We start from the raw sequence: 13977 nt of genomic DNA, 5'->3' as shown, positions 1-13977 counted from the left end.
GGTTCATCCCTTCTTGACGGAGTGCCGGATCAGGGCGTCGTTGACCGCCTTGAGCGTGCGCAGCTCGGGCAGTTCGGCCTGCGGGATCTCGATCTTGTACTGCTTGTCGATCCGGGCGAGGATCTCGATGGCGCGCAGGGAGTCGGCCTCGTAGTCGTCGATGAAGTCCCCGTTGTCCTCGAGTTCCTCGGGCTCGAGCTCGAGCACCTCGGCGACCAGCTCGCGGAGCTCCTCGAGCTGGGTGTCGGTCTGCGTCATGACGATCCTCCGGTTTCGTTGTCCCGTGCGGTTCTCACGCCGCGGGCCGCACAGGGCGCCGCGTCGCGGTCAGGGTGGTGACGGTGGCGATCAGGCGATCCCCGGCCCAGGTCCGGCCGGTGGCGAAGGCCGTGTCGGCCAGCACCGACTCCAGGCGGACCTCGTGGCGGAGCACGTCACCAGGGCGGGCGGCACCCGTGAACCGATAGTCACGGGCACCGATGAACATCAACGTCGTGTCGTCGTCCTCGACCGGCGCGCGGCCGTCGAGCCAGAGCAGCGCGGCGCTCTGCCCGAACGACTCGATCATCAGCGACTTCGGGTAGTCGTACCGGCTGGCCGGCGCGCCGTCGGGAATCCCCGCGTAGCACGGCTCGGTGCCGGTGACCGCCTTGATCGTCACGATCGACTCGCCGGGGACCAGCTCCAGCACTCGGTCGACCAGCAGCAGCGGATACCGCTGCGGGAGCAGGACCCGGATGTCGTGATGCTCGGTCATTCCGCGTCCTCCTCGAAGGTCGCCCGGATCTTCGCCGTCGTCGTCTCGCCGAGGGCGGCCTTCCCGGTGACGTCCCAGCCGTCCTCGGTGCGCTTCGCGGTGGCCGTGAGGACCATGCGGTCGCCGTCGAGCACCGGGGCGAGGAAGCGGACGGACCGGACGGTGCGCAGCCGGGCGTTCGCGGCCTCGCGCATCGCCTGCTCCAGCGTTTCGATGACGAAGATGCCGGGGTACACGGCCTGGCCGGGAAAATGCCCGCGCAGGTTGGGTTCCTTGCCGTCCACGGTGATCTGGGCGAGAAGTTCGAGGTCGTCCCCACACGCACGGACGTCCAGCAGGTCGACCGCCCGCAACGGTGCGGCGTAGTCGGGAAGCCCGGTCACAGCGTGATCCCCCCGTCGACCTGCAGCACCTGTCCGGTGATGTAGGAGGCGCGGTCGGAGACCAGGAACGCGACCAGTTCGGCGACGTCCTCCCCGGTGCCGAACCGCTTGACCGGGATCTGGGTCAGCGCCTTGGCGCGCTGCTTGTCGCCGAGGGCGCCGGTCATGTCGGTCTCGATGAAACCGGGCGCGACGACGTTGACCCGCACGCCGTGCCCTGCGACCTCCTTGGCCAGCGACTTGCTGAAGCCGATGATCCCGGCCTTGCTGGCGGAGTAGGCGGTCTGGCCCGCGTGGCCGTAGACGCCGGCGACCGAGGACATGTTGACCACGACGCCGCCGCGGTTCTTCATGAACCGGAAGGCCATGGCGCGACAGAAGTTCCAGGTGCCGGTGAGATTCGTGTCGAGCACCGCGTGCCAGTCCTCGGCGTTGGCGAGCACCAGCGGGCTGTCCTTGGTGATACCGGCGTTGTTGACCAGCAGATCGATCGTGCCGAGCTTCTCTTCGGCGTCCTTCACGAATCGCTCGACGGCTTCGGAATCGGTGACATCGCATTCCGCGAAATAGGAGGGAACGCCGATCGCGGCGATGTCCTCTTCGGTTTCCGCCGACGCCGCACTCGCTTTCGAAAAACAGCCGGCGACGGCGTAGCCCTCCTGGGCCAGCCGCAGCGCCACGGCCCGGCCGATCCCTCGTGAAGCCCCGGTGATCAGGGCCCGGTGGTGCTCCGCCACGACGCCTCCTCGTTTTCCAGCACACTTTGTTTTCATTTTATGAAGCGCGGCGCAAACTGTTCTTCTCATCGTTTGCCGCGAGCTCCGAAAGCACTTCTTCGGTATCCGCGCCCGGTCGCGGCGCACCACGACGGACCTTCGTCGGAGTACGGGAGAACTTCACCGCGGGCCCGACGATCGGTGCGACGGATCCGTTGCTCAGCACCGTTTCCTGCAACATCGCCCGCGCCTTGACGTGTTCGTCGGCGACGGCTTCGGTGAGCGTGCGCACCGGTGCGGCGACGAGACCGCGACCGTTCAGCACTTCGAGCGCCTCGGCCAGTGGACGTCCCGCGCACCAGCCCGCGACGATCGCGTTGACCGCGTCCCGATTGGCCAGCCGTTCGGGCGCCGTGCCGAATCCCTCGGCGCGGCCGAGCTCCGGCCTGCCGATGATCTCGGCGAGCGCGCGCCAATGCCGGTTGATGGCGACGGCGAGGTACAGATGGCCGTCGGCGCACGCGTAGACGTTGGCCGGGACGACGAAATCCGTCTCGTTGCCGACCCTCTGCGGCGGAGCGCCCGTCGCCGCCAGCGTCGGCAATCCGCTGCTGCTGGCGAGCAGACAGTCCACCATGGACACGTCGACGTGCTGTCCCTCGCCGGTCCGGTTCCGGTGTGTCAGCGCGGCGAGGCCGCCGATCGCCGCGTGCAGGCCCGCCAGTTCGTCGGCGAGGAACGTCGGCGCACGCACCGGCGGGCCTTCGGGAATACCGTTGAGCGACATCCAGCCCGCCGCGGCCTGGATCGCGGGATCGTAGGCGGGCAGATGCGATTTCGGGCCGTACTGCCCGAAACCGGACACCGACACGAACACGATGTCCTCGCGCGCCGCGCGGCAGGCCTCGTAGCCGGCGCCCCAGCCGTCGAGCGTCCCGGGTTTGTAGTTCTCGACCACGATGTCCGCGTGCGCCACCAGTTCCAGGAACCGGGCGCGGTCGGCGTCGTCACGCAGATCCAGGCCCGCGCTGCGTTTGTTGCGGTGCACGGTTTCCCGGAACCACGACAGACCGGTGCCGGGGATGTTCGGCGGCACCTCGCCGTCGTGGCCGTCGGCGAGCTCGACGCGGACGACGTCCGCCCCCATGTCCGCCATGACACAGGTGGCGAGCGGGCCGGACCAGACCTTGGTCACGTCCAGGACGCGCACACCTTCCAGCGGGCCGACCGAACCGGCGCGCGCCCGGCGGAAGAAGTCTTCTTCGCGCATGGTCAAAGCCTTTCCAGCAGTGAGGCGGTGCCGAGTGAACCGCCGCAGCACATGGTGATCAGCGCGGTCGAAGTGTCGGTGCGTTCGAGTTCGTGCAGTGCCGTCACCAGCAGCCGGGTCCCGGTCGCGCCGAGGGGGTGGCCGAGCGCGATGGCGCCGCCGTTGACGTTGACGCGGTCGATGTCCGCTCCGTGCGCCTTGGCCCAGTTCAGCACCACCCCGGCGAACGCCTCGTTCACCTCGCAGATGTCCACATCGGACAGTCGGCGACCGGTCTTGCGCAGCACCCGTTCGGTGGCGACCACGGGCCCGTCGAGCAGGTAGTACGGATCCGCGCCGGTGACGACCTGGCCGACCAGCCGCGCCCGCGGGGTCAAGCCCAGCGCGCGGGCTTTCCCGTACGACATCCAGAGGATGGCGGCCGCCCCGTCGGAGATCTGCGAAGTCGATCCGGCGGTGTGCACGGCCCCCTCGACGTTGGGGCGCAACGCGGCGAGCCCTTCGAGCGTGGTGTCGCGGACGCCTTCGTCGCGGGTGACCGAACCGACCGGGGAGACCTCGCGATCGAACCGGCCTTCCGCCCACGCTCGCGCCGCCCGCTGCTGGGAAAGGAGGCCGTAGTCGTCGGCGTCCGCGCGGCCGATGCCCTCCCGCGCGGCGATCCGCTCGGCGCCGCCGAACTGTGCCTTCGGCGGGTCTTCCCACGGGTAGTCGGAAGTCTTGTAGTGCCCTGGTCCCTGGTAGAGGTTCGTCCCGATCGGCACCCGGCTCATCGACTCGACACCGCAGGCGATCCCGGTGTCGATGGCGTCCGCGGCGATCAGCGCGGAGATCAGGTGGTTGGCCTGCTGGGCCGAGCCACAGGAAACGTCCACTGTGGAGCAACCGACGGCCGGGTCGTGGCCGGAGTTGAGCCAGGCGTTGCGGGTGACGTTGAGGCTCTGCTCGCCGGACTGGGTCACGCAGCCGCCGATGATCTGCTCGACGTCGCCGGGTTCGATGCCGGCGCGGGCGATGACCTCCAGCTGGACGTGCCGCATCAGCTCGACGGCCTTGAGCCCGGCGAGCACCCCACCGCGTTTGCCGAGCGGGGTGCGGACGGCGGAGACGATGACCGGGGTCCGGTCGTTCAGCGCGGCCACGCGGGTACCTGCCTCTCCACCGGACGCGGTGCCCGGCTCCACCATCGTGGTGCGGCCCACGACGGGGGAACGTCTCTCGGATTGCGGTGCCGACCGGGGGTTCTCCGTAGTTGCGGGAATGGTTCGCGTACCCCCTCACGATCATCGGCGCTGGCTATGGTGCGTACATGCGGCTGGACGACAGCGAAGATCAAGCGGCATTCCGGGCGGGCCTGAAAGCCTGGCTCGCCGAACAGTTACCCGAAGCCACGCCGAGCGCGCCTCGTACGTGGTCCGCCGACGAACTGCGCGCCTGGAGCAAGGCGTTGCACGCGGCCGGATACGCCGGTCTGACCTGGCCCGCCGAACACGGCGGACGCGGCCTTTCCCCGTCGTACCAAGCGATCTACGCCGAGGAGAGCGCACTGGCCGAGGCGCCGGACCACGCCGGGGTGATCGGCCTCGGCATGGTCGGCCCCGCGATCGTCCACTATGGAACGGACGCGCAGAAGGCCGAGCACCTCCCCCGGATCCTTTCCGGGGAAACGATCTTCTGCCAGGGCTTTTCCGAGCCGGACGCCGGTTCGGATCTCGCCTCGGTGCGCACCCGGGCCCGCCGCGTCGACGGCGGCTACGTCGTCGACGGCGAAAAGGTCTGGTCCTCCTACGCCCATTTGGCCGACCATTGCCTGCTGCTCGCCCGCACCGATCCGGACGCGGCCAAACACCGCGGCCTGACCTGTTTCCTGCTCGACATGCGCGCACCCGGTGTCGAGGTGCGGCCGCTGCGTCAGCTTTCCGGCGACACCGACTTCAACCAGATCCTGCTGAACGGCGTCGAAATCCCCGACCACTGCGTACTCGGTGAACCAGGACAGGGCTGGCGGGTCGCGCTGACCACCCTCGCGCACGAACGCGGCACGTTCGGCATCACCCTCACCGCCCGGCTGGCCGTGCAGCTCGACAGGCTGGTCAAGACCGCCAAGGCGTGCGGCGGCGGCACCGACCCCCGGGTCCGTGCCGAGATCGCCGAGCTGTACGTCGACCTGCAGGGCCTGCGGTTCACCGGCTACCGCGCGCTGGCCGCGATGGAGCGGACCGGCGAGCCGGGACCGGAGAGCTCGATCCTGAAACTGCGCTGGTCGCAGGCGAACCAGCGGGTGAGCGCGCTCGCCCTGCGGCTGCTGGGCACGGGCGCGGCGGCCGACGGGGCCGACGCCTTCTGGGGCGGCTACTGGCAGCACCAGCGGTTGCGCAGCCGGGCCAACAGCATCGAGGGCGGGACGTCGGAGATCCTTCGCGGGATCGTCGCGGAGCGGGTCCTCGGCCTGCCGAAATCACGTTAGGGGCGACCGATGGACTTCGCGTTGACCGAGGATCAAGCCGGGCTCAAGGCCGCCGCCCGCACCTACCTCGAGGACACGTACGGCTTCGAGCGGATCGCGTCGCTGGCCGACGACGGCGGGCAGGACCTCGCCGCCTGGCCGGAGCTGGTCCGGCAAGGCTGGCTGGATCCGGACCTCGGCCTGGCCGAACTCGTCCTGCTGGCCGAAGAAGGCGGGCGCGCCCTGCATCCGGTCCCCTGGTTCGCCACCGCCGGGCTCGCACTGCCGGTGTACCAGACGGCCGGCGTCGAACAGCCGGGCCCGGCGACGCTCGCCGACGGCTCCGGCACCTGCCGCGCGACCCGTCGCGACGACAGCTGGCGGCTGGACGGCGCGGTGCAGGCCGTCCTGCACGCCGACGTCGCCGCCGAGCTCGTGGTCGCGGCTCGCACTCCGGCCGGGGTGGCGCTGTTCGGTGTCAGTCCCGCTGCCGCTTCGATTTCCGCGCGCGACGGCGTAGATCCGCTCCGGGCGACGTCGGACGTCGCGCTGGCCGGCGCCGAGGGCAGGCTGCTGGTCGGGCCGCCTTCCGCCGCACCGCTGCTCATTGCGATCCGGAGCCGGGCGACCACGCTGCTGGCGGGCGAGGCCATCGGCGTCGCCGACCGGGCGCTGGCGATCGCCGTCGACCACGCGAAGACGCGGTCGCAGTTCGAGCGCCCCATCGGTTCGTTCCAGGCGGTGAGCCAGCAGCTCGCCGACGGGTACGCCGAGGTCGAGCTCGCGCGGTCGCTGGCCTACCGCGCCGCTGCCGCCCCCACCGCGGAAGCGGTCGCGTGCGCCGCCCACGCCGCGGGCCGCGCGGCGATCACCGTCTGCGAGACGGCGATCCAGGTCTGCGGCGGAATGGGCGTCACCTGGGAATTCCCGCTGCACCGCTGGTTCCGGCGCGCGCTGTGGCTGGAGGCGGAACTCGCCCCGGGACCGTTGGAAGCGATCGCGCACTCACTGTTCGGGGAGCACTCATGAGCCTGCAACTGCACTGGTTCCTGCCGTCGCACGGCGACGGACGGGAGGTCGCCAAGACCGCCGACGGTGTCGCGGCCCCCGGCGCCCGCCGCGAACCGGACCTCGAATACCTGACCCAGGTCGCGCTCGCCGCGGACCGCTTCGGGTTCACCGGGATGCTCACGCCGTTCGGGTTGTTCTGCGAGGACCCGTGGGTCGTCGCATCGGCGCTCGTGGGTGCGACGCGGTCGGTGAAATTCATGATCGCGCTGCGGCCGGGGTTCATCTCGCCGCTGCTGGCCGCGCAGACCGCGGCGACCTTCCAGCGCGTCTCCGGTTCGCGGCTGCTGCTGAACATCGTGACCGGCGGGGACCCCGACGAACAGCGCCGCTACGGCGACTGGCTCGACCACGACCAGCGGTACGCGCGCACCGGCGAATTCATGGACGTCTTCCGGCAGGCTTGGCCGGGTTCGCGCTTCGACTTCTCCGGCACGCATTACACGTTGCAGGCCGGGATGGTCGCGCGGCCGCATCCGGTGCGGCCGACCCTGTTCCTCGGCGGTTCTTCGTCGGCCGCGCTGGAGGTCGCGGCCGCGCAGGCGGACGTGCTGCTGATGTGGGGCGAAACGCCGTCGGCCATGGCCTCGCACCTCGCCCGGTCGCGGGAACGCGCGGAAGCACTGGGGCGTTCGCTGCGCTTCGGCACGCGATTCCACGTGATCAGCCGCGACACCTCGGCCGAAGCCTGGAAGGTGGCCGACCAGCTGCTCGCGGGGATGGACCCGGCCCGGATCCGGCAGGCGCAGGAACGTTTCGCCGCCACCGAATCCGAGGGCCAGCGGCGGATGGCGGCCCTGCACGCCGGCCGCACCGACTCGCTGGAGATCCACCCCAACGTCTGGGCGGGCTACGGCCTGGTGCGCCCCGGCGTCGGCACGGCGCTGGTGGGCAGCCACGAGGAAGTGGCCGAACGGATCGAGGAGTACCACGCCCTCGGCCTCGACCACCTGATCCTTTCCGCGCAGCCGCATCTCGAAGAGGCCTACACCTTCGGCGAAGGCGTCATGCCGCTGTTGCGCAAGCGGGGGCTTCTCGCGGAAACACTCTGAAGTTCCGTGCTCGTCGGCGTGATTCGCGTGATTGAAGCCGGAACTCGCGTGATTGGCGGCGCAACTCGTGTGTTCCGCCTTCGATCACGCGAGATGCGCCTCCAATCACGCGAGTTCCGCGTTTGCGACATCTGAAGTAGGCTTACCCGGCGATGAAGGAATTGGGACACGCGACGTCCCAATTCCTTCATCGCCGCTTTCGCGTCAGCGTCAGCTGAAGCTGATGATCACGCCGCCGCCGTTGCCGGCGGCGTCACCGAGGCCGACGACGCAGGTGATGGCCGTGCAGTCCACCGCGCCGTAGCTGCTGCCGTCGGGCAGCACGCCGGTGAAGTTCTTCCGCACCGTGACCGAGGCCGAGATCTTGCCGGCCGCGTCAGCGACCAGCGACTGCTGCGAAGGGCTGCAAGGGAATTGCCCCGCCGCGTCCTGGGCGCATTCGCCGACGCGATAGGTCGCGCCCGGCGTCAGCCCGGTTCCGGTCACCTGGACCACCGCACCGTCCGAGAGCCCCGACGACGGCGTGACCGTCACGGCCGCGGCGGCCGAGGCACCCGGCGCGACGACGGCCATCAGGCCGAGGGCGGCGATGGCGGAACCGGCGAACTTGGCGGCAAGCTTTGCGGACACAGTAATCAACTCCGATTCATTGCTGGGAATTTTCCGACTTCACCAGGCGCGGGTTCCGTTGCCCCCCGGCGTCCTGGTAACAACGTTACGATCATCGAACGTAGATCGTCAACCATTTCTTCGAGCAGTTTTCGAGTAGGCCGTAAGAAAAAAGGTGCAATAAACTCGCGCGCTTCGTGCGTAATTCATAGGCGGCGGGCAAGTCAGGAGAAGAAGGCGCGAGGGCGCGCACGGGAACCTGATTCGGTGACCTCTTCCAGCTCCGATTTCCTGTTCGGGGGCGCGCCAGAAAGGCACGCCGCCTACGCCGCACTGCGCGAAAGCGGCCCGGTCCGCAGGATCACCCTCTCCTCCGGTACCGCCGGCTGGCTGGTGAGCGGCTACGCCGAGGTCCGCCAGGCGCTCGCGCATCCCGGGCTGAGCGGCCGCACCGGCGCCGTCGGCGATCGGCGCGGGCTGTCCGAGGACGTCCGGCTCGGCATGAACACGCATATGCTGAACCTCGATCCACCGGATCACACCAGACTCAGGAAGCTGGTGTCCGCCGCGTTCACCGTGCGCCGGATCGCCCAGCTGCGCCCCAGAATCGAGGCCATCACGGCCGAACTCCTCGACGCCGTGGCCGATTTCGACGAGGTCGACCTGATCAAGGCGCTCGCCCTCCCGCTGCCGATCCGCATCCTCACGGAGATGCTCGGCGTGCCGGAGGACGAGGCGGGCGCCTTCCACGGCTGGACCGAGATCCTCACCGCCAGCGCGCTGCCCGTCGACGAACTCGACGCGGCCGCCGCCGAGATGCTGCGCTATGTCAGGAAACTCCTCGCCGAGAAGCGCGCGAATCCCGGCACGGACCTGCTTTCCGCGCTCGTCACGGTGCACGACGGCGACGACCGGCTCACCGAACACGAGCTGACGTCGATGGTCTTCCTCCTGCTCATCGCCGGGCACGAGACCACCGTCCATCTCATCGGCAACGCCACCCTCGCGCTGCTCGAGAATCCGGCGCAGCTCGCCGCGTTGCGCGCGAACCCGGACGGGATGCCCGCCGCGGTCGAGGAATTCCTGCGCTACGAGAGCCCGGTACACGCGGCGATGCGTTACGCCAACGAGGAAATCGAGCTCGGCGGCGTGACGATCCCGGCCGGTTCGCTGGTCATCGTGTCGTTGCTGGCCGCCAATCGCGACCCCGCTCGATTCCCCGGCGCGGACGCCTTGGCGCTCGACCGCGCGGACAACCCCCAGCTCGCCTTCGGACACGGAATCCACCATTGTCTCGGCGCGCCGATGGCCCGGCTCGAAGGCGGGATCGCGCTGTCCGCGCTGCTCACCCGGTTCCCGGAACTGCGCGCGGCCGTCCCCGCGGAAAGTCTCCGCTGGCGCGTCAGCATGGTGATGCACGGCCTCGAAGCCCTTCCCGTCCGCCTTCGCCGATGACTGTCCTCAAAGGACTGATCGCTCAAACCAGCAGGCTGGGATAAGACGCGCGCGAAACCGTGGTGCGACACTTTTCGAGACGATCACGAATTCGCGGTGCGTATCTCACGTCCGTGAGCCGCGTCATCTCCTATTCCTGGGAAGGGAGTAGAACGTGTCCCAAGACCTAGGCACCCCGGTCACGAGCGTCCCGCCACGGGCCGCAGCCCCGACCGCGCGGACGCCGAAGAAGAAGACCAAGACGGGGTTGTCGGCACTGGCCGCCAAGCGCATCGCCGTCCTGAGCGCGCTCGTCGCCGGCGTCGCCTACGGGTGGGGTATCGGCGGGAACGCCGCGCACTACGCGTATGCCGCCGCGGTGCGCAGCATGGCCGCGAACTGGCACAACTTCCTTTACGGCGCCTACGATCCCGCCGGGTTCATGAGCGTCGACAAGGCACCCGGCGCGCTCTGGCTGCAGGCGCTTTCCGTCCGTGTCTTCGGTTACGAGACGTGGGCGCTGCTGCTGCCCGGCGTCATCGCCGGAGCCGTCTCGGTGTACGTGTTGTTCGTGCTCGTACGCCGGTGGGCCGGGCACGCGCCCGCGGCACTGGCCGCGGTGCTGCTCGCCGCGACCCCGATCACGATCGCGGGCACCCGGGTCAACCTGCCCGACTCGACGCTGATCCTGACGCTGCTCGTGGCGACCTACGCCTTCTGGCGCGCGCTGGAGAAGGCGTCCCCGCGCTGGCTGCTGCTCACCGCCGCGCTCGTCGGACTCGGCTTCCACATCAAACTCGCCATGGCACTGGCCATCCTCCCGGTGCTCGGGATCGTCTACCTCGTCGCCGCCCCGGCCTCGCCGGGACGCAGGGTGGTGCATCTGCTCGGCGCCGGAGCGGTCACCGCCGCGGTTTCGTCGATCTGGATGCTGATCGTCGGGCTGACCCCCGCGGGCTCCCGCCCGTACATGGACGGCAGCACGTCGAACTCCGTGTGGCAGATGGTCTGGTCCTACAACCTCTTCGACCGCACGGACGCCGCGAAGGCCGGGAATTCCGCCGAGCTGCCCGTCCTGCCCGACGGCAAGGTCACGCCGGTCGACCAGGGCGGCGACACCGGCGTCTTCCGGTTGTTCAACGACCTGATCGGCGGCCAGATCTCGTGGCTGCTGCCGCTGGCCGTGCTGCTGCTCGTCGTCGGCCTGGTCGCCGCGGGCCGCGCGCCGCGCACCGACAAGGCACGCGCGGGCTGGCTGCTGTGGGGTGGCTGGCTCGTCCTCTTCGCCGGGGCACTCAGCTTCTCGCAGAGCATCCACCCGTACTACACGAGCATCCTGGCACCCGCCATCGCCGCGATCGCCGGCGCCGGCCTGCACCTCTCCTGGACGGATCGCCGCTTCACGTGGGCGCTGCCGGTCGGTCTGCTCGCCACCGGCGCCTGGGCGTTCGTGCTGATGAACCGTTCCAGCGATTACGTGCCGTGGCTGCGGCCCGTAATCGCGATCGCCGCCGTCGCCGCCGCGGTGCTGGTGCTCGTGCGCCGCACCGGGAAGTTCGCCGTCGTGACCGGCGCCGTGGCCGGGGTCGCGCTGCTGGCCGGGCCGGTCGCCTGGGCGGCGCCCGCCTTCCACCCGCCGACGGATCCCCGCACGGCGATGTTCCAGAACTTCAACCCCCTCGCCGGGCCGAACCCGAACGCGCTCTCGACCGGCATCGACCTGACCAAGCTGATGGCGGGCGGCCCGAAGCCCGGCGCGTCCGGCGGGCAGGCCATGCCGCTGCCCCCGCCGATCATGTTCCAGATGATGCCGTCCGACGCCGACCCGAAGCTTCTCGGCTTCCTCAAGGCCAACAAACGCGGCGAGCGCTTCGATGTGGCGACGGTCGGCGGCACCGGTGCCTCGCCCTACATCCGGGCGGGCCTGTCCGTGATGCCGATGGGCGGTTTCGTCGGCACCATGCCGATGCCGACCGCCGACGGGCTCGCCGACGCCGTCCACAGTGGACAGCTGAGGTACGTCCTGTTCGGCGGGTTCGCCTACGACAGCCCGACGGCGCTGGCCCGCAAGGACTGGGTGGTGCGCAACTGCGTGCGGATCCCGCCGCCCGCCTACACCGCCAACCCGTGGATGGGCTTCACCTCCGCCCTGTTCGACTGCAAGCCGGGAGCGTGATGCGCCATGACGGCTGAACTCACCGCGGCACCCCGCGTCGCACCGGGAAGCCGCACGACGGCGACCGTCGAGATCGTGATCCCGGTGCTCAACGAGGAACGCGCCCTGCTGGGCTGCATCACCACGCTGAGCGCGTTCCTCGGCGACGACTTCCCGTTCCCCTGGTCGATCACCATCGCCGACAACGGCAGCACCGACCGGACCTGGGAGATCGCCACCGGGCTGGCCGAGGGGAATCCGCGCATCTCCGCGCGGCGGATCCCGGTCCGCGGCCGGGGCGCGGCGATCAAGGCGACGTGGGGGTCGAGTACCGCCGACATCGTCGCCTACATGGACGTCGATCTCTCGACCGGACTGGAAAGCCTGCTCCCCCTGATCGCACCGCTGGTCAGCGGGCACTGCGAGATCACCATCGGGACCAGGCTCGGCCGCGGCTCGCGGATCCGCCGCAGCCTCAAACGCGAGATCGTGTCCCGTACCTACAACGCGATCACGCGGCACGTGTTCGGGCTGCGCAGCACGGACACCTCGGCCGGTTTCAAGGCGGCCCGGCGCGACGCGGTGACCGGGCTGCTGGAGGCGGTCGAGGACGACCACTGGTTCTTCGACACCGAGATGCTGATGCTGGCCGAGCACAACGGCCTGCGGGTGCACGAGGTGCCGCTGGACTGGGTCGAGGACGTCGATTCGCGGGTCAAGGTCACCCAGACCGCGATGGGGAACCTGAAGGGCCTGGTCCGCGTGGGCCGGGCGATCGCCGCCGGGAAAGGACGGGTGGACGTGCCGGAGATCCCGCAGTTGCGCGCCACCCATCCGGACGCCGTGCTCGCCGAGCCGCGGGCAGCGACCCTTGCGAAATTCCTCGGGTTCGCGGTGATCGGTGTCATTTCGACAGTGCTGTACACGCTTCTGTATCTCCCGTTGCGTGTCCCGCTGACGCCGGCGGGGGCGAACCTGGTCGCGCTGGTGCTCGTCGGGGTGGCCAACACCGAGGCGAACCGGCGCTGGACGTTCAACCGCGGCGGCGGGCACCGGCTCGGCCTGCACACGCGGGCCGCGATCCTGTTCGCCACCACGTATCTGCTGACCACGCTGGCCGTGACCGGGCTGCATCTCATGGCCCCCGGCTCGGGGCCGGTCGTCGAACTGCTCGTGCTCATCGTCGCCTACGGGCTGATGACGCTGCTGCGGTTCGTGGCCCTCGACCGCTGGGTGTTCGCCCGGCATCGGAAGGAGAGCCGGTGAAGACGGAGGACGTCGCCCGGATCACCGAGATGGAGGACCGCCACTGGTGGTTCCGGGAAAAGCGGCACCTGCTCGCCGACGAACTCAAGCGGCTCGGGCCGCCCGGCCGCGCGCTCGACATCGGCGCGGCGGGCGGCGGCAACACGCGGGTGCTGCGCTCGCGCGGCTGGGACGTCGTCGCCACGGACTACGACGAGAACGCCGTCGAGATCGCGCGCTCACGCGGTCTCGACGCGATCCACGCCGACGCCCGTGACCTGCCGCTGCCGTCCTCGTCGTTCGATCTGGTGGTGGCTTTCGAAATCCTCGAACACATCCAGGAGGACGACCAGGCCGCCGCGGAGCTGTTCCGGGTGCTGCGGCCCGGCGGCTCCGCGCTGATCAGCGTCCCGTCCGGAATGGACCTGTGGTCGGCGCACGACGTCGCGGTGCACCATGTGCGGCGGTACGACCGGGCTTCGCTGCGGAAGGTCATGGAGGACGCCGGCTTCGTCGTCGAGGAGCTGTGGAGCTGGAACGTCCTGCTGCGGCCGGTGGTGGCACTGCGGCGGCGCACGGCGCGCGGCAACGAACTCAACGAGCACACGCCCTGGCTGGTCAACCGGGCCCTGACCGCGATCGTCACGGCCGAGCGCTACCTGCCGACCCGCTCGCGGCGCGGTGTTTCGCTGATCCTGAAGGCGCATAAGCCCTGACGGTTCGCTTTCGCGCGTGAAGGCCCCCTTTCCGCGGCTGAGCCGAGGGAAGGGGGCCTTCACGCGCTTCCGGTGTCGGGGATTGGTGCCGGCGTCCGTGAAGGCCTCCTTGAGGGACCCAGGGTC

The 13977-nt window shown here is 69.9% G+C and carries 14 protein-coding genes; 7 read left to right on the top strand and 7 right to left on the bottom strand.

What is annotated here, in order from left to right; all coding sequences use genetic code 11:
* Positions 1-3 precede the first annotated feature (3 nt).
* Genes ED92_RS21285 through ED92_RS21260 form a run of 6 tightly spaced genes read right to left on the bottom strand, consistent with a single transcriptional unit; the run spans position 4 to position 4268 of the window.
* Positions 4-258, bottom strand: coding sequence for an acyl carrier protein (locus ED92_RS21285; RefSeq protein ID WP_005155526.1), 255 nt, complete (start codon positions 256-258; stop codon positions 4-6).
* 34 nt (positions 259-292) lie between these two features.
* Positions 293-757, bottom strand: coding sequence for a 3-hydroxyacyl-ACP dehydratase FabZ family protein (locus ED92_RS21280; protein ID WP_037341342.1), 465 nt, complete (start codon positions 755-757; stop codon positions 293-295).
* A complete protein-coding gene (locus ED92_RS21275) occupies positions 754-1140 on the bottom strand; it encodes a 3-hydroxyacyl-ACP dehydratase (protein ID WP_037341340.1) in 387 nt (128 codons plus the stop codon). Before ED92_RS21275 ends, ED92_RS21280 begins: the two co-directional genes overlap by 4 nt.
* The gene (gene fabG / locus ED92_RS21270) at positions 1137-1877 is read right to left on the bottom strand and encodes a 3-oxoacyl-[acyl-carrier-protein] reductase (RefSeq protein ID WP_016336899.1); all 741 of its coding nucleotides are present in this window, start codon (positions 1875-1877) and stop codon (positions 1137-1139) included. Before fabG ends, ED92_RS21275 begins: the two co-directional genes overlap by 4 nt.
* A 37-nt stretch (positions 1878-1914) precedes the next feature.
* Positions 1915-3126, bottom strand: coding sequence for a CaiB/BaiF CoA-transferase family protein (locus ED92_RS21265; RefSeq protein WP_037341339.1), 1212 nt, complete (start codon positions 3124-3126; stop codon positions 1915-1917).
* Between the two features lie 2 nt (positions 3127-3128).
* The gene (locus ED92_RS21260) at positions 3129-4268 is read right to left on the bottom strand and encodes a steroid 3-ketoacyl-CoA thiolase (protein ID WP_037341337.1); all 1140 of its coding nucleotides are present in this window, start codon (positions 4266-4268) and stop codon (positions 3129-3131) included.
* A 167-nt stretch (positions 4269-4435) separates the two neighbouring features.
* Between ED92_RS21260 and ED92_RS21255 the strand changes: the two genes are divergently transcribed.
* The 3 genes from ED92_RS21255 to ED92_RS21245 are packed head-to-tail and all read left to right on the top strand — an operon-like array spanning position 4436 to position 7692.
* Positions 4436-5593 (top strand): acyl-CoA dehydrogenase family protein, encoded by a 1158-nt coding sequence (locus ED92_RS21255; protein ID WP_037342507.1) that lies wholly within the window; start codon positions 4436-4438, stop codon positions 5591-5593.
* A gap of 9 nt (positions 5594-5602) precedes the next feature.
* Positions 5603-6601, top strand: coding sequence for an acyl-CoA dehydrogenase family protein (locus ED92_RS21250; RefSeq protein ID WP_037341335.1), 999 nt, complete (start codon positions 5603-5605; stop codon positions 6599-6601).
* Positions 6598-7692, top strand: coding sequence for an LLM class flavin-dependent oxidoreductase (locus ED92_RS21245; protein WP_037341333.1), 1095 nt, complete (start codon positions 6598-6600; stop codon positions 7690-7692). The genes ED92_RS21250 and ED92_RS21245 overlap by 4 nt, the downstream gene beginning before the upstream one ends.
* 210 nt (positions 7693-7902) lie before the next feature.
* Here the strand turns inward: ED92_RS21245 and ED92_RS21240 are convergent, their stop codons facing one another.
* The gene (locus ED92_RS21240) at positions 7903-8322 is read right to left on the bottom strand and encodes an enediyne antibiotic chromoprotein (RefSeq protein WP_037341331.1); all 420 of its coding nucleotides are present in this window, start codon (positions 8320-8322) and stop codon (positions 7903-7905) included.
* Positions 8323-8568: 246 nt separating this feature from the next.
* Between ED92_RS21240 and ED92_RS21235 the strand changes: the two genes are divergently transcribed.
* The 4 genes from ED92_RS21235 to ED92_RS21220 all read left to right on the top strand — a co-directional run bounded on the left by ED92_RS21235 (position 8569) and on the right by ED92_RS21220 (position 13851).
* Positions 8569-9756 carry a cytochrome P450 gene (locus tag ED92_RS21235; protein ID WP_037341329.1) on the top strand — a complete coding sequence of 396 codons (1188 nt, stop codon included), beginning with the start codon at positions 8569-8571 and terminating at the stop codon, positions 9754-9756.
* A gap of 154 nt (positions 9757-9910) precedes the next feature.
* Positions 9911-11911 carry a glycosyltransferase family 39 protein gene (locus ED92_RS21230; RefSeq protein ID WP_037341327.1) on the top strand — a complete coding sequence of 667 codons (2001 nt, stop codon included), beginning with the start codon at positions 9911-9913 and terminating at the stop codon, positions 11909-11911.
* Positions 11912-11917: 6 nt separating this feature from the next.
* Positions 11918-13156, top strand: a complete 1239-nt coding sequence (locus ED92_RS21225) for a glycosyltransferase (RefSeq protein ID WP_037341325.1) — start codon at positions 11918-11920, stop codon at positions 13154-13156.
* Positions 13153-13851: a bifunctional 2-polyprenyl-6-hydroxyphenol methylase/3-demethylubiquinol 3-O-methyltransferase UbiG gene (locus ED92_RS21220; protein WP_037341322.1), complete on the top strand. Its 699-nt coding sequence runs from the start codon at positions 13153-13155 to the stop codon at positions 13849-13851. The genes ED92_RS21225 and ED92_RS21220 overlap by 4 nt, the downstream gene beginning before the upstream one ends.
* Positions 13852-13977: the final 126 nt, after the last annotated feature.

Origin of the sequence: Amycolatopsis sp. MJM2582, assembly GCF_000754115.1 — a bacterium.
In the GTDB taxonomy this organism is placed as follows: Bacteria; Actinomycetota; Actinomycetes; order Mycobacteriales; family Pseudonocardiaceae; genus Amycolatopsis; species Amycolatopsis japonica.
This window is presented reverse-complemented; position numbering and strand designations above follow the sequence as displayed.